General features: G+C 65.2%; 11 protein-coding genes and 1 tRNA gene. 4 read left to right on the forward strand and 8 right to left on the reverse strand.

Annotation, left to right across the window (positions count from 1 at the left end; translation table 11 throughout):
• Positions 1–2 precede the first annotated feature (2 nt).
• Positions 3–794: a TSUP family transporter gene (locus tag F3J44_RS15715; RefSeq protein WP_205299917.1), complete on the forward strand. Its 792-nt coding sequence runs from the start codon at positions 3–5 to the stop codon at positions 792–794.
• 607 nt (positions 795–1,401) lie between these two features.
• Here F3J44_RS15715 and F3J44_RS15720 read toward each other — a convergent pair.
• Positions 1,402–2,211: a helix-turn-helix transcriptional regulator gene (locus F3J44_RS15720; RefSeq protein WP_167063208.1), complete on the reverse strand. Its 810-nt coding sequence runs from the start codon at positions 2,209–2,211 to the stop codon at positions 1,402–1,404.
• A 178-nt stretch (positions 2,212–2,389) separates the two neighbouring features.
• Between F3J44_RS15720 and F3J44_RS15725 the strand changes: the two genes are divergently transcribed.
• Both F3J44_RS15725 and F3J44_RS15730 read left to right on the forward strand, forming a co-directional pair.
• Complete coding sequence (locus tag F3J44_RS15725) at positions 2,390–3,832, forward strand: sodium:alanine symporter family protein (RefSeq protein ID WP_167273952.1); 1,443 nt, start codon at positions 2,390–2,392, stop codon at positions 3,830–3,832.
• Positions 3,833–3,904: 72 nt separating this feature from the next.
• A complete protein-coding gene (locus F3J44_RS15730; protein WP_167273955.1) occupies positions 3,905–4,891 on the forward strand; it encodes an asparaginase in 987 nt (328 codons plus the stop codon).
• A gap of 117 nt (positions 4,892–5,008) precedes the next feature.
• On the opposite strand, the gene F3J44_RS15735 is transcribed toward F3J44_RS15730, so the two are convergent.
• From F3J44_RS15735 to fdnG, 7 genes are all read right to left on the reverse strand, one after another.
• Positions 5,009–5,104: transfer RNA gene (locus F3J44_RS15735), tRNA-Sec, on the reverse strand.
• Positions 5,105–5,110: 6 nt separating this feature from the next.
• Positions 5,111–7,075, reverse strand: a complete 1,965-nt coding sequence (gene selB, locus F3J44_RS15740) for a selenocysteine-specific translation elongation factor (RefSeq protein ID WP_205299918.1) — start codon at positions 7,073–7,075, stop codon at positions 5,111–5,113.
• Entirely contained in the window at positions 7,030–8,457 is a 1,428-nt protein-coding gene (selA, locus tag F3J44_RS15745) for an L-seryl-tRNA(Sec) selenium transferase (RefSeq protein WP_167273958.1), read from the reverse strand. The genes selB and selA overlap by 46 nt, the downstream gene beginning before the upstream one ends.
• Positions 8,458–8,616: 159 nt before the next feature.
• Positions 8,617–9,540 (reverse strand): formate dehydrogenase accessory protein FdhE, encoded by a 924-nt coding sequence (fdhE, locus tag F3J44_RS15750; RefSeq protein WP_167273960.1) that lies wholly within the window; start codon positions 9,538–9,540, stop codon positions 8,617–8,619.
• Positions 9,541–9,544: 4 nt separating this feature from the next.
• Positions 9,545–10,201, reverse strand: coding sequence for a formate dehydrogenase subunit gamma (locus F3J44_RS15755; RefSeq protein ID WP_167063193.1), 657 nt, complete (start codon positions 10,199–10,201; stop codon positions 9,545–9,547).
• Positions 10,198–11,148 (reverse strand): formate dehydrogenase subunit beta, encoded by a 951-nt coding sequence (fdxH, locus tag F3J44_RS15760; protein ID WP_167063190.1) that lies wholly within the window; start codon positions 11,146–11,148, stop codon positions 10,198–10,200. The genes F3J44_RS15755 and fdxH overlap by 4 nt, the downstream gene beginning before the upstream one ends.
• Positions 11,148–14,216: a formate dehydrogenase-N subunit alpha gene (fdnG, locus tag F3J44_RS15765; protein ID WP_167273963.1), complete on the reverse strand. Its 3,069-nt coding sequence runs from the start codon at positions 14,214–14,216 to the stop codon at positions 11,148–11,150. Before fdnG ends, fdxH begins: the two co-directional genes overlap by 1 nt.
• Positions 14,217–14,621: 405 nt before the next feature.
• On the opposite strand from fdnG, the gene F3J44_RS15770 reads away from it, so the two are divergent.
• Positions 14,622–15,113 (forward strand): heme-binding protein, encoded by a 492-nt coding sequence (locus F3J44_RS15770; RefSeq protein WP_167063184.1) that lies wholly within the window; start codon positions 14,622–14,624, stop codon positions 15,111–15,113.
• Positions 15,114–15,172: the final 59 nt, after the last annotated feature.

Here is a 15,172-nt window from a genome sequence, read left to right on the forward strand (position 1 = left end):
TAATGGAAATCGAGCTATCAACCCTTCTCATCCTTGCCACAATCGCCTTGCTGGCCGGATTCTTCGATGCAATAGCTGGTGGCGGAGGCCTGCTGACACTTCCTGCATTGCTGGTTGCCGGAATCGACCCTTTGGCGAGCATGGCCACCAACAAGCTTCAGGCATCGTCCGCCACTGTTTCCGCGGTGTGGGCCTTCGCTCGCAAGGGAATGATCCGATGGCGCACGGATTGGCCGATGGCGACATTGTCATATGCTGGCGGCGTCGCCGGGGCCTTGTCGATCAGCCTGCTCGACCGCGCCATCCTGGAGGTTGCGGCACCTGTTCTGCTGATTGCTGTTGCAGCGTATTTCGCCTTGAGCCCCAAACTGGGTGAAGCCGAGCGCCGGCAGCGAGTCTCCACCTTGTGTTTCACCCTGATGGTGGCGCCACTCATTGGCTTCTACGACGGCCTGTTCGGCCCCGGTACTGGCTCGTTTTTCATGGTGGCTTTTACCCTGCTACTGGGGCGGCAGTTGATGCAGGCCATCTGTAGCAGCAAATTGCTCAATGCGGCCTGCAACCTTGGGGCGTTGACGGTTTTCGTCTTCGCCGGCGCCATCATTTGGCCGCTGGCGCTGGCCATGGCGGTTTGCGCCATCGTTGGGGCTCAGTTGGGTGCGTGCTGCGCGCTCTTGTTTGGGCCGCGGCTGATCAAGCCGCTGTTGATCACGGTGTGCAGCCTGATGGCGCTGAAGCTGCTGCTCAGCGATGGGCATCCGATAGGGGGGTGGCTGAGCCAGCTTTGGCAATAGGCTGCACACGCGGCCCCGGTAGGAGCGACCGCAGGTCGCGATGGGCACTGGCAGGAATCGCCGGGGCTGCTACGCACCCCAATCGCGACCTCTGGTCGCTCCTACCAGGCCGTGTGCGAGCCTTGGGTACGTGTAGGAGCGACCGCAGGTCGCGATGGGCCCTGGCAGGAATATCGCCGGGGCTGCTACGCAGCCCAATCGCGACCTCTGGTCGCTCCTACCAGGCCGTGTGCGAGCCTTGGGTCCGTGTAGGAGCGACCGCAGGTCGCGATGGGCACTGGAGGAATATCGCCGGGGCTGCTGCGCAGCCCAATCGCGACCTCTGGTCGCTCCTACCAGACCGTGTGCGAGCCTTGGGTCCGTGTAGGAGCGACCGCAGGTCGCGATGGGCACTGGCAGGAATCGCCGGGGCTGCTGCGCAGCCCAATCGCGACCTCTGGTCGCTCCTACCAGGCCGTGTGCGAGCCTTAGGTCCGTGTAGGAGCGACCGCAGGTCGCGATGGGCACTGGCAGGAATCGCCGGGGCTGCTGCGCAGCCCATTCGCGAGCTCTGGTCGCTCCTACCGGAGGGTGTGCCAGAACATGTGCGGGCCTTGGGGCGTGTTGGTCATTCGATTTCGAACAGGCTGTTGCGCAAGGGGCCTACGCTCAGGCGCTCGCGCACGTCGTCGTCGATGCGAGGGTCGTCCGGGCGGTACAGCTTTACCTGGCGGTAGGCATTGATGCGGTTGATCTCCTCGCCCAGGTACTCCCACACCACCCGGGTACACGCCGGGTTGCGCCGGTCGCCGCTGGAGACGCCAGCCTTGAGGCCGTTCAGGCGGGTGATGCGGCTTTTGAAGCTGGGAATGAGGATGGTCTGGCTCATCTCGTTGAAGGTCAACGACTCGTAGTCGATGAGAAACACCCGGTCCTGCAACTGAAACGCCGCACCCAGGTAGCGGCAGCGCACCTCGGCATGCTGGTCGGTGGCGCTGGAGCGCTCCTGCCGTTCCTGGCGTTCGAACAAGAAGCGCCCACGCTCCTCCCACAAATGCACCAGCGACACCAGGATGGTGCCAGGCACCGACATGCAGTTGGAATATTCAAAGTAATAGCCGCAATAACGCGAAAGATTGCCGGCATGCTCGTGCAACGGCCGGAACAGTTCACTGATCGGATCGCTGGGCTGATCGGCCAGCGCCGACACCCGCGCGCCGATCAGCCGGGCGAACTGTTCGGCGGGCAGGTTCAGCTCGTAATCCTCGACGCCGAAGAAATCGCCGATGCGCTTGAGGTTGAAAGCCGTCGGACGGCTCTGGCCGCTCAGGTACTTGTTGAATTGCGCGCGGTTGATGGACAACTGGCGGCAAACTTCCGAGATAGAGCGGTAATGGCTGCAGGCCAGTTTCAGGTTGGTAGCGAAATGATCGCTCATGGCAGGGACTCAGGTGACGCGAATGACGCAATTATAGCATCAAGTCGCATCAAGTCAGAGCAACCCGCGAAATTGTAACCACCCTTGTCATGGCCAACCATGCGCCCCAACGAATAGCGGTGCGCCTGCCGTCCGCTGATCTTTCCATGCGAAGAATAAGAATCGAGGTCATTTTCCAATGCTCGAAGCACTCAACGATTTCCTGTCCGGGAAACTTCTCATCGTGCTGATCGTCGGTCTCGGCGGTTACTTCACCATCCGCTCGCGGTTCGTTCAGTTCCGCCACTTCGGCCACATGTTCGCCGTATTCAAGGAATCGCTGCGTGGCCAGGCAGGCCAGTTGAGCTCCTTCCAGGCCCTGATGCTGAGCCTCGCCGGCCGCGTTGGCGCCGGTAACATCGCCGGTGTCGGCATCGCCGTGACCCTGGGTGGCCCGGGCGCTGTGTTCTGGATGTGGGTGACCGCCCTGGTCGGCATGGCCAGCAGCTTCTTCGAATGTACCCTGGCCCAGGTGTACAAGCGCGCCGATGGCGACGGTTTGTACCGTGGCGGCCCGGCGTACTACATCCTGCACGGCCTGAAGCTGAAAAGCATGGCCATCGTGTTCTCGATCCTGCTGCTGGTCACCTACGGCTTTGCCTTCATCGGCCTGCAGTCGTACACCGTGACCCACTCGCTGCAGAACGCCTTCGCCTTCGACCCGCGCCACACCGGTATCGTCCTGGCCGTGCTGCTGGCAATCACCTTCATCGGCGGCATCAAGCGCATCGCCGCGGTGTCGGACCTGCTGGTACCCGTCAAGACCCTGGCCTACATCGGCGTTACCCTCTACGTGATCGGCACCCAGATCGACCACGTACCGGCCATGCTGGAAACCATCTTCAAGAGCGCCTTCGGCCTCGACCCAGCCTTCGGCGGCCTGCTCGGCAGCGCCATCGTCATGGGCGTGAAGCGTGGCGTGTTCGCCAACGAAGCGGGCCTGGGCAGTGCGCCCAACGTGGCTGCCGTGGCCGCCGTGAAACACCCGGGCGCGCAAGGCGTGGTCCAGGCGTTCAGCGTGTTCCTCGACACCTTCGTGATCTGCACCTGCACCGCGCTGCTGATTCTGCTGTCGGGCTTCTACACCCCAGGCTTCGAAGGTGACGGCATCGTCCTGACCCAGAACTCGCTGGCCGCCGTGGTGGGTGACTGGGGCCGCCTGTTCGTCAGCGTGGCACTGTCGCTGTTCGTGTTCACCTGCATCCTCTACAACTACTACCTGGGCGAGAACAGCCTGCAGTTCCTGAGCCGCAACCGCGGTGTGCTGCTGGCCTTCCGTGGCCTGGTGCTGGCACTGGTGGTGTGGGGCTCGATGCAAGACCTGTCGACCGTGTTCGCCTTCGCCGACATCACCATGACCTGCCTGGCCTTCGTCAACCTGGTGGCCCTGGCCCTGCTGTTCAAAGTCGGCCTGCGCGTGATGCGCGACTACGACGAGCAGCGCAAGGCAGGCGTCAAGCAACCCGTGTTCGATTCGTCGAAATTCGCCGACCTGGACCTGGACCGCAACGCCTGGCCGGTCAATCCACAGGTGGAAACAGCCACTGACAAAACTGCGGGCCAAGCTCAGCCGCAGCGCTGATATCCTCCCCTGCCCAGCCGCCCCGTTCGTGGGCGGCTGACTTATCTCCGCTCACCGCTTCGGATGCTTTCCATGCGTGCAGTCCAGAATCTTCTCGTCCTCTATACCGGTGGCACCATCGGCATGCTTGAAACCGCCGAAGGCCTTGCCCCTGCCGGTGGTTTCGATGCGCGGATGCGCGAACACCTCGCCCAGCTGACCGATGCGCCCCAGGTGCAATGGACGCTGCAGGAAATGAACCCGCTGCTCGACAGCGCCAACATGCAGCAGCACAACTGGCTGGCGATGCGCGATGCCATCGTTGCCGCCGTGGACGCTGGCCATGACGGCGTGCTGGTGCTGCATGGCACCGACAGCCTGGCCTACAGCGCCGCAGCGCTGTCGTTCCTGCTGCTGGGCCTGCCGGTGCCCGTGCTGCTGACCGGCTCGATGCTGCCGGCCGGCGCGCCAGGCAGCGATGCCTGGGACAACCTGTGTGGTGCCCTGCGCCACGTGGAGCAAGGCCTGGAAGATGGCGTGCAGCTGTACTTCCACGGCCAACTGCTGCATGGCTGCCGCGCGTCGAAGCTGCGCAGCGAGGCGTTCGACGCCTTTGCCGCGCTGCCGCGCCACCGGGACGGTGAGCGGGCTGGCGAGGTGCCTGCCGCGCTGAGTTATCGCCAACCCCGCCAGCCGGTCAACCTGGCGCTGATGCCGGTTTACCCTGGCCTGCAGGCCGCGCACCTGGCGGGGCTGCTGGACAGCGGCGTGCAAGGGCTGCTGCTGGAGTGCTATGGCAGCGGGACCGGCCCGTCGGATGACCTGGCCTTGCTGGAAGTGCTGCGTGCGGCGCGCCAGCGCGGCGTGCTGTTGGTTGCCATCAGCCAGTGCCCGGAAGGGTCGGTGGTGTTCGATACCTATGCGGCGGGTAATCGCCTGCGTGGGGCCGGGCTGGTGAGTGGCGGTGGCATGACCCGTGAGGCGGCGTTGGGCAAGATGTTTGCGCTGCTCGGGGCGGGGTTGGATGTGGATGCTGCAGAGCAGTGGTTTGCGCTGGATCTGTGCGGGGAGCGGGCTTAGGTTTTCACCTCCAGGGCCTATTCGCGGGCAAGCCCGCTCCCACAGGAATATCACCGCCTTCAAGGGCGATGCCGTACCTGTGGGAGCGGGCTTGCCTGCGAATGGGACTGTTGAAAATGGCGGAAGGCAGCGGGAGTCGAACCTGCCCGGGAACGGCTGCCGTCCCCAACCGGGTTTGAAGCCCGGCCGCGCCACCGGGCGCGATTGCCTTCCTTGAACTCAGTGTCCGGCCTGTTGCTGGGCCAGGGCGCTGTCGGCGCGGATGTAGCGCTGGTCGGCCACCCTGCGGGTCAGGCCGATGCGGTCGAAGTACTCAAGAATCTGCACGCTGCGCTTGCGACCGATACCCAACATATCGCGAAACGCAGCAACCTGCACTATCCCCCCCTCCCCACCCTGCCCCAGCAACAACGCGGCCATACGCCGCAATGTCGCCTCGGGGTAGAACAGGTCGCGCACCACCTGGTGCACCAGGCCCAAGCGGGCCAGCTTGCGCAGCAGCAAGCGTACCTCGGCCTCTGCACACTGTTCATCGGCGGCTAGCGTCCTCACCCAGGGCGGGTCGTATTGCCCTTCCAGCATTTTTGGCTGCAGGCGTTCCCACAGCGCGCTGTCGGCGGGGCTCAATTGCACCTTGTGATCCGGCAAATGCAGCCAGGGCCCGCTGCTGGCGATCAGGCCGCCTTCAAGCAGCTCATCGAGCAGGCTGACAAAGGCTGGGCGCTCCAGCGGCAAGGCGGCGAAGCGGCGCAGGCGGTCACGGTCCGGGCCGAGCTGATCGGGCTCTTGTTCATGCAAGCGTGCGAGCTGCGCCAACACCCGCTGCCTCAGCGCCTGCCATTGGCTGGAGGCAAACAGCAACGGCCCCTGGCGCGTGGCCACCACCTGCACATCCCGCGGCAGCTTCCAGGTTTCGCGCAGGTGGTTGAACTGGCGCTCAAGGCGCTGTGGGTCGAGGCCACCGGGCGCACTGGCGAGCAAGCCCGGCAGGGCCTGCTCCAGGCCATCGGCGTCGCGCAGCACCTGCAGCTGGCGCAGGCGTTCTGCGCTGCGGCGTTGCCGGCTCGGCGCGAAGGGGTCGAGCACGCGGCCACCGCCCAGGGTTTGCTGGGCCCGCTGGTCGCGCAGCACCAGCCGGTCACCGTGCACGGCTTGCAAGGGTGCATTGAGCAGCAGTTGGGCGAACATGCGTTGGCCAGCGGCCAAGGTTTCGCCTTCGAGCAAGGCCACCCGGGCAGTCACATCCTGGGTGCCAAGGTGCACGTGCACGGCGCTGAAGTGTTCGAACGCAAGGGCCTCACCGGCCAATAGGCTGAGGTCGATATCCACCCGCACACTGGGGGCGTACAGCCATTCGGGCACCAGCCAGTCGCCGCGGTGCACCTGCTCCAGCGCCAGGCGCTCGGCGGCGATATTCAGCGCCACCCGTTGGCCCGCCTCGGCCACCAGCGCGGCCTGGTTCTGCGCATGCAGGCCGCGCACCCGCACTGGCTTGCCGGTTTTTCCCAGCAGCAGCGTGTCGCCGGCGCTGACCTGCCCGGCCAACGCCGTGCCGGTCACCACCACCCCGGCACCGGTCACGGCGAAGGCGCGGTCCACCGCCAGGCGAAAACCACCCCGCACGCTGCGCTGGCGCACGCGCACCTCGGCTTCGAGCAAAGCCCGGCGCAGTGCCTCCACGCCCTGCCCGGTGATGCTCGACAAGGGGAACTGCCGCGCCCCCGCGAAGGGCCCCGGCGCCAGCAACTCGCCAACCTGCGCCTGCACCTGGGCCAGGCGCGCCGGCTCCACGCGGTCGCATTTGCTGATGGCCACCAGCGCTTGGGGAATGCCCAGCAGTTCGATGATCGCCAGGTGCTCGCGGGTTTGCGGCATCACCCCGTCATCGGCGGCAACCACCAGCAACACCAGGTCGATACCGTGGGCGCCAGCCAGCATGTTGTGGATAAACCGCTCGTGACCTGGCACATCGATGAAACCGGTCAGCGCGGCGCCTTCGGCAAGGGCTGCGTAGCGGTAGCCAAGGTCGATGGTCATGCCGCGGGCGCGTTCCTCCTGGCGCTGGTCGCCGGCCTGGCCAGTGAGGGCTTGCAGCAGCGCGGTCTTGCCGTGGTCGATGTGGCCAGCGGTGCCGACGATCATTGCACCGGCCCCAGTTGCAGGGCCGGCAGTTGCGCGAGCCATTGCGCCTCATCGTCGAGCTGGCGCAGGTCGAGCCACAGCGCATCGTTGTCGATACGGCCAAGCACAGGCACCGGCAAAGCGCGCAGGGCGCGCTCCAGTACATGCAGGCCGCGCCCACGCAGCTTCTTCGACACCTGCGGGCGCAGGCACAGGGCTGCACTTGGCAGGCGCGCCACCGGCTGGCTGCCGCTGCCGATCATGCCCAGCGCAGGCTCGACGCTGACCCGCCATTGTTCACCAAGGCGGGCCTGGAGCTGCGGGGCCAGGCGCTCGGCCTGGGCCTGGATATCGGCCTGGCTGCGGGTGAGCAGGCGCAGGCTGGGCAGGCGTTCGGCCAGGCGGTCGGGGTTGCGGTACAGCGCCAGCACCGCTTCGAGCGCGGCGAGGGTGAGCTTGTCGACACGCAGGGCGCGCTTGAGCGGGTTCTTCTTGATTCTGCCGATCAGCGCCTTGCGCCCAACGATGATCCCGGCCTGCGGCCCACCCAGCAGCTTGTCGCCGCTGAAGGTAACGATATCGGCGCCCTCGGCCAGTGCCTGGCGCACCGTAGGCTCGGCGGGCAGGCCCCAGCGGGTGAGGTCCAGCAGGCTGCCGCTGCCGAGGTCTTCGAGCAGCGGCAGTTCATGCTGGCAGGCGATGCGCGCAAGTTCTGCGGTGGGCACCTGGTGGGTGAAGCCCTGGATGCTGTAGTTACTGCAGTGCACGCGCATCAGCAGGCCGGTGCGCGGGCCGATGGCGGCTTCGTAGTCGTGGGCGTGGGTGCGGTTGGTGGTGCCGACCTCGCGCAGCTTCACGCCGGCTCTGGCCATGATGTCGGGGATGCGGAAGGCACCACCGATCTCGATCAGTTCGCCACGGCTGATGATGCCTTCCTTGCGCGCGCCCAGGCTGTTGAGCGCCAGCAACACGGCGGCGGCATTGTTGTTCACCACGGTGACGGCTTCGGCGCCGGTCAGTTCGCGGAGCAGGCCTTCGACCAGGTCATCGCGGTCGCCGCGCTTGCCGGTGGCCAGGTCGAACTCCAGGTTCAGCGGGTAGCGCGCGGCGCTCTGCATGGCCTCGACGGCTTCCTCGGGCAACAGCGCGCGGCCAAGGTTGGTGTGCAGTACCGTGCCGGTGAGGTTGAACACGCGCCGGACCTGGCTGCGTTGCTGGATGGAAAGACGTTCGCCAGCGCGGCCCAGCAGGATTTGCGCCGACAGTTCGCTGGCGCTGAGGTCGCCGTCGCGGGCCGGGGCGCGCAAGTCGTCGAGCAGTTGCCTGAGGCTGGCTAGAACGGGATCGCGGCCGTGGCGGTCGATCAGCGGCTGGCAGGCTGGGTGGCGCAAGAGGGTGTCGATAGAAGGCAGGCGCGGGGTGTGGTGGGTGAGGCTGGTGGGCATGCGGTGCTACCTTGGACGGGTCCGTTGTCTGTACTGGCCTCTTCGCGGGGCAAGCCCGCTCCTACAGGTGCAGTGTCAGCCTTGAAGGCAACGCCGCCTCTGTAGGAGCGGGCTTGCCCCGCGAAGCAGGCGACTCGGTACTACAGTGTAGACACACCCTCACGCCCCCGGCGCGAGCATCAGGTTCGGGGCCAGGCGGTGAAACCCCTCCTCATCCAAGCGAATGTCCAGCGCCAGGCTGGCCAGGTCATCGGCCAACGGCTCTGCCGCCGCATCGTTTTCCAGATAGTGCTGCTTCAGGTAGCTCTGGCACCCCGGGCAACACTCGGCGCGCAGCGGCGCCTTGCCCGGCACATGGCGGTCATCCTCCAGGCTGCTGTAGCGCAAATCCTTGCTCGACTCGCAGTACACGCACTTGACCCGCACCACATGCCACTCACAGGCGCACAACGAACAGGCCAGGTAGCGCAGGCCATTGTGCTTGCCCCGGTTGCGCACCACCCCGGCCATGGCCGGTGAGCCGCAGGCCGGGCACTGGGCCAGGCTGCCGGCAGGCTTGAGCTCCGGCGTCGGCAGCGCCAGCAGCCAGCTCGCCCAGGCCGCCTGCAACGCTGCGCCCAGCAACGGCACCAATGCCGCTGGTACTGCATCGTACTGGCCGCCAAGCAAGGCGATGGCCCAGCCCTTGCGCTGGCTGTCGTCACTGTCACACAGCAGCGTCACGGTCTCCCTCAGCGGTCCGTCGGGTTCGTCAGCGAAGTGCCCGAGCAGCGCCTGCAACCACACCAGCCACGGCCCTTCCCGCACCAGGCTGTCGGCTGCCAGCGGTGGCAAGCCGTGACTTATGCACAGGCGCTGGCGCTCCTCTGCCACCGGCAAGCCAGCGGGTGGGTTATCCACAAGCTGCTGCTGCGCACGGCACAGCCGGGCGATCAACCGCAGGTAATCGCCAAAGGGATGCCCTTCGGCCAATTGCTCCAGGCGCGCGGCGCGCACGGTGAACAGGTTGGCGGGCGGCAGATGAAGAAACGGCGGCATCACCGCCGAGGCCTCGATCTGCCCGGGTTCGAGTATCGTGCTCAAGCGTTCATCCTTCTTTTTTGCCGTGATTGACCGGGGCTTTGTCGCCGGTCACTTCGCGGTACCACAGTTCATGGTGCTTGCGCGCCCAGGCGCGGCTGACCCAGCCATGCAGCATCGCGCCGATCGAACCCTTGATCCAGATACCGGCGTAGATGTGCACGATGATGCTGAGGATCAGCACGAACGCCGCCAGGGCATGGGCCAGGGCCGACAGGCGTATGGCCTCGATGCCGAACAGGTGGCTGAAGTACGCGCGCCAGATCACCACGCCGCTGAGCAGCAGCACCAGCATGCAGGCCAGCAGGGTCCAGAACAGCAGCTTCTGCCCGGCGTTGTACTTGCCGATGGGCGGCACGCCGTCTTCCTTGTTCAGCATCACCCGGTCGACCCGGCGCAACCACAGGCGGTCGTTGGCGGTGATGAAGTTGGCGCGCCAGAAGCGCACCACCAGGCCGAGGAAGAACACGAACATCGCCACGCCCAGGAACGGGTGCAGGATGCGCGTCCAGGGGCCGCCGCCAAACAGGTTACTGAGCCAGAACAGCGCCGGGTGGAACAGCGCCAGCCCAGACAGGCCCGCCGTCATGAACAGGATCGCGACGATCCAGTGGTTGGTCCGCTCGTTGGCGTTATAGCGCAGGATGGGTTTGTTGTCGTTCATGGCCGTTGCTCCCCTTGCCCACCGGGTTTGGTCGGGTCATAGACATGCACCGAAGGGTCGACCGGCTGCACGCTGTGGTCCGGCGGCGCGGGGTGCTCGTCCTCCTCTACCCGCTGTGGCCCTACCCGCACGTAATGGAAGAACCCGGCCAGCACCGCCGCGCCCATGGCCAGCAGCGCCAGCGGCTTGGTGAAGCCCTTCCACAGGCCCACCAGGGGGCTGATCACGGGGGCGTCCGGCAAGCCGGCGTACAGCCTCGGCGTGTCGGCGTGGTGCAGCACATACATCACGTGGGTGCCGCCGACGCCGTCCGGGTCGTACAGCCCGGCGTTGTCGAAACCGCGCGACTTGAGATCGACGATGCGCTCGGCGGCATGCACCTTCATCTCCTCCTTGCTGCCGAAGACGATCGCCCCGGTCGGGCAGGTTTTCACACAGGCCGGCTCCAGGCCCACGGTCACGCGGTCGGAACACAGGGTGCACTTGTAGGCCTTGTGGTCCTTCTGCGAAATGCGCGGGATGTTGAACGGGCAACCGGTGATGCAGTAGCCACAGCCGATGCAGTGGTCCTGGTTGAAGTCGACGATACCGTTGGCGTGCTTGATGATTGCCCCCGGGCTCGGGCAGGCCTTCAGGCAGCCCGGGTCGGCGCAGTGCATGCAGCCGTCCTTGCGGATCAGCCACTCCAGGTTGCCGTCGTCACGCTCGTGCTCGGTGAAGCGCATCAGGGTCCAGGTTTCGGCGCTGAGGTCGTGGGGGTTGTCGTAGGTGCCGTGGTTGTGGCCCACCTCGTCACGCAGTTCGTTCCACTCCGAGCACGCCACCTGGCAGGCCTTGCAACCGATGCACTTGGTGGTGTCGATCAGCTTGGCCACCTCTTCCAGCTGGCGTACCGAGGGCGGCACGGTGGTGGTGGCCGAGCGGGCGATGATGTCTTGGCTGGCCATCAGAGTTTCTCCACGTTGACGAGGAACGACTTGGACTCTGGCGTCTGGGTGTTGCCGTCACCGAGGAACGGCACCAGGGTGTTGGTCAGGTAGCCATGGCGTGTGGCGCCGGTGAAGCCCCAGTGCAGCGGAATGCCGATCTGGTGCACGGTCTGGTTGTTGACCTGTAGCGGGCGGATGCGCTTGGTCACCACCGCCACCGCATCGATGTGCCCCCGCTTGCTCGACACCCGCACCCGGTCGCCCGCCTTGATGCCTTTCTCATTGGCCAGCACCTCGCCGATTTCAACGAACTGCTCGGGTTGGGCGATGGCGTTGAGGCGGCAGTGCTTGCTCCAGAAGTGGAAGTGCTCGGTCAGCCGGTAGGTGGTCGCGGCGTAGGGGAACTCGTCGTGGGTGCCAAGGGTGTTCCACACCGAGTCGAAGATCCGCCCGGCCGGGTTGCTCACCACCTTCTTGTTCTGCGGGTGCAGCGGGTTGATGCCGATGGGCGTTTCAAACGGCTCGTAGTGCTCGGGGAACGGGCCTTCGGCCATCTTGTCGATGGCGAAGAAACGCGCCACGCCCTCAGGGTTCATGATGAACGGGTTCATCCCCGCTTCCGGTGGCGAGTCGACCTTGAAGTCGGGCACGTCGGTGCCGGTCCAGGCCTTGCCGTTCCACCATACCAGGCGTTTTTTCTCCGGGTCCCACGGCTTGCCCTGCGGATCGCTGGAGGCGCGGTTGTAGAGGATGCGCCGGTTGGCCGGCCAGGCCCAGGCCCAGTTCTGCACCTGGTGCATGCCATACGGGTCGCTGTTGTCGCGGCGGGCCATCTGGTTGCCCTGCTCGGTCCAGCAGCCGGCAAAAATCCAGCAACCCGACGCGGTGCTGCCGTCGTCCTTCATCTGGGCAAAGCCTGCCAACTGCTGGCCGGCCTTGAGCGTGGTGCCGCTGGCGTCGGTAAGGTCGGTGACTGCCCAGCCGTTCATTTCCTTGGCCAACTCCTCGGGGGATGGCTCCTCGGGGATTTTGTAGGGCCAGCTGATGTTCATCATCGCGTCGGGGTAGGCGCCGCCCTCCTTGCTGTAGCGCTCGCGCAAGCGGATGAACAGCTCGCTCATGATCTGCACGTCGGTGCGGGTTTCACCCGGGCCGTCGGCGCCCTTCCAGTGCCACTGCAGCCAGCGGCTGCTGTTGACCAGCGAGCCGTCTTCCTCGGCAAAGCAGGTGGTGGGCAGGCGGATCACCTCGGTCTGGATATTGGCCGTGTCGACATCATTGAACGGCCCGGCGTTGCGCCAGAATTCCGAGGTTTCGGTGGCCAGTGGGTCCATGATAACCAGCCACTTGAGCTTGCCCAGGGCGGCGGTGACGCGGTTTTTGTCCGGCAGCGCGGCGATTGGGTTGAAGCCTTGGCACATGTAACCATTGACCTTGCCCTGGCCCATCATCTCGAACATGCGCAGCACGTCGTAGGCCGGCACGTCGAGCTTGGGCAGCCAGTCGTAGCCCCAGTTGTTCTCGGCAGTGGCATTGGCGCCGTACCAGGCTTTCATCAGGCTGACGTGGAACTTGCCGTAGTTCTGCCAATACGACAGCTGCCCCGGGCGCAAGGGCTTGGAGGCGCGCTTGTCGATGTAGGTGGCGTAGTCCTGCTCGGCGTCGCCGGCCAGGGTCAGGTAGCCCGGCAGGGAGTTGGACAGCAAGCCAAGGTCGGTCAGGCCCTGGATGTTGGAGTGCCCGCGCAGGGCGTTGACCCCACCACCGGGCATGCCAACGTTGCCCAGCAGCAACTGGACCATGGCCGCGCTGCGGATGATCTGCGCGCCAATGGAATGCTGGGTCCAGCCGAGGGCGTAGAGAATCGTCATGGTCTTGCCCGGGACCGAGCAGGTGGCGATCTCTTCCCAGACTTTCATCATGGCGTCCTGGGGCATGCCGCAGGTCATGCTGGCCAGCTCGGGGGTGTAGCGGCTGTAGTGCTGCTTCATCAGCTGGTACACGCAGCGCGGGTGCTGCAGGGTCGGGTCGACCTTGGCAAAGCCGTCTTCGCCCAGCTCGTAGCCCCAGCCTGATTTGTCCGCATACACCCGCTTGGCCTCGTCGTAGCCGCTGAACAGCCCGTCCTCGAAGCCATAGCTTTCTTTGACGATGAACGACACGTCGGTGTAGTTGCGCACGTATTCGTGCTGGATCTTGTCGTTGCTCAGCAGGTAGTTGATGAGTCCGCCCATGAAGGCGATGTCGGTGCCGGTACGGATCGGTGCGTAGTAGTCGGCCACCGACGCGGTACGGGTAAACCGCGGGTCGACCACAATCAGCCGCGCCCTGTTGTGCGCTTTGGCCTCGGTCACCCACTTGAAGCCGCACGGGTGTGCTTCTGCTGCGTTGCCGCCCATCACCAGAACCAGATTCGCGTTGGCGATATCGGACCAGTGGTTGGTCATGGCGCCACGGCCGTACGTCGGGGCAAGACTTGCCACCGTCGGGCCATGTCAGACACGTGCCTGGTTATCGAACCCCAGCATGCCCGTTGCGCGAACGACCTTGTGGGTCAGGTAGCCGGCCTCGCTGGAGGCGGCGGAAGCTGCGAGAAAACCGGTGGTGAGCCAGCGGTTGACGGTTTGCCCCTGGGCGTTCTTCTCGATGAAGTTGGCATCGCGGTCCTTTTTCATCAGGTCGGCGACGCGGTCGAGGGCCTGGTCCCAGCTGACCTGCACCCACTCGTTGCTGCCCGGCTTGCGCAGCTGGGGGTACTTGAGGCGGCTGGGGCTGTGGATAAAGTCGAGCAGGCCGGCGCCTTTGGGGCACAGGGTGCCACGGTTGACCGGGTGATCGGCGTCGCCTTCGATGTGGATGATGTTCTGTTTGACGTTCTTGCCCGCGTCACCCTGGCTGTACAGGATCAGGCCGCAGCCGACCGAGCAGTAGGGGCAGGTGTTGCGCGTCTCTTTGGTGTGCGCCAGCTTGAAGTGGCGCACCTGCTCGGCGAAGGCAGGTGTCGGGGCCATGCCCAACGCCGCCAGGCTCGAGCCTCCAAGGCCGATAGCAGCGACCTTGAAGAACTGCCGACGGTTGAGATCCATCGTGCACTCCTGATCAGGTTCGGGCGCACGGATCATGGCCGGCGCCTCTTGGTCATCACGGTGGCGGCTTTTCGGGGCTGCCAATCAATAAGACTAGCCAAGAATCGCAGAGGTGCGATGACAGGGGTCAAGGGGATGGGTAGGTCTTGGTGTAGCGACAGAACAAATCTGATTTAACAGAGAACCCTGTAGGAGCGGACTTGCCCCGCGAAGCAGGCGACGCGGTGGATGGCGGTGCATGGCACCGGCTGCGCCGGTGTTCGCGGGGCAAGCCCGCTCCTACAATCAACGGCAGCGCGCCTAATGCTATCCACCCTCCCCTTCATCATTTTCGGAAAAGGACTACATAAATACCGGCAAAAGCCAGTTAGCCTGCTGCGTTTTCTGACACAGGGATCAGTCACAATGAAGATCAACGCCCTCCTCCTTGGCCTTCTGATCGCAGGCCCTGGTGCACTGCTACCCGGCGCCGCAACGGCCACGGGAGCCCAGGCCGAACCCACCGCCCTCACGTCCGAGCAAGCGCAAAAAATGACCGCCGCCGCCGAACGGGCCGCCATCGCCCAAGGTTATGCGATCGTCATCAGCATCATGGACAACCACGGCAACCTGAAACATTTCCACCGCATGGACGGCACCAGCAGCGGCAGCATTCAGGTGGCGCAGCTCAAGGCCGAAACCTCGGCCCGCTTCCCATTGTCGTCACGCGCACTTGGCGAGCGCAGTGCGGCGCACCCGGCCAATCCGTATGGGTCGTTGCCAGGGTTCACCTTGCTGGAGGGAGGGTTGCCGATAAAGGACAAGAACGGCGTGCATATCGGCGGTATCGGTATCAGTGGTGCGACGCCGGAGCTGGATGCGCAGTTTGCCCAAGCGGCGCTGGACAGCGATGCCTGAGAACGGGCTTGCCCGTGAAGGGCCGCAATGCGGCCCCAATCACCTTTACGCGAGGTAGA

The sequence above is a fragment of the Pantoea sp. Tr-811 genome, from assembly GCF_011752535.1.
In the GTDB taxonomy this organism is placed as follows: domain Bacteria; phylum Pseudomonadota; class Gammaproteobacteria; order Pseudomonadales; family Pseudomonadaceae; genus Aquipseudomonas.

Bases quoted from the DNA above. Each gene is read 5' to 3' on its own strand.
- fdxH (WP_167063190.1), bottom strand. From the start codon at position 11,148: ATGGCCAGCCAAGACATCATCGCCCGCTCGGCCACCACCACCGTGCCG.
- F3J44_RS15720 (WP_167063208.1), bottom strand. From the start codon at position 2,211: ATGAGCGATCATTTCGCTACCAACCTGAAACTGGCCTGCAGCCATTAC.
- F3J44_RS15725 (WP_167273952.1), top strand. From the start codon at position 2,390: ATGCTCGAAGCACTCAACGATTTCCTGTCCGGGAAACTTCTCATCGTG.
- F3J44_RS15755 (WP_167063193.1), bottom strand. From the start codon at position 10,201: ATGAACGACAACAAACCCATCCTGCGCTATAACGCCAACGAGCGGACC.
- selB (WP_205299918.1), bottom strand. From the start codon at position 7,075: ATGGCTCGCGCAACTGCCGGCCCTGCAACTGGGGCCGGTGCAATGATC.
- selA (WP_167273958.1), bottom strand. From the start codon at position 8,457: ATGCCCACCAGCCTCACCCACCACACCCCGCGCCTGCCTTCTATCGAC.
- F3J44_RS15770 (WP_167063184.1), top strand. From the start codon at position 14,622: ATGAAGATCAACGCCCTCCTCCTTGGCCTTCTGATCGCAGGCCCTGGT.
- F3J44_RS15715 (WP_205299917.1), top strand. From the start codon at position 3: ATGGAAATCGAGCTATCAACCCTTCTCATCCTTGCCACAATCGCCTTG.
- F3J44_RS15730 (WP_167273955.1), top strand. From the start codon at position 3,905: ATGCGTGCAGTCCAGAATCTTCTCGTCCTCTATACCGGTGGCACCATC.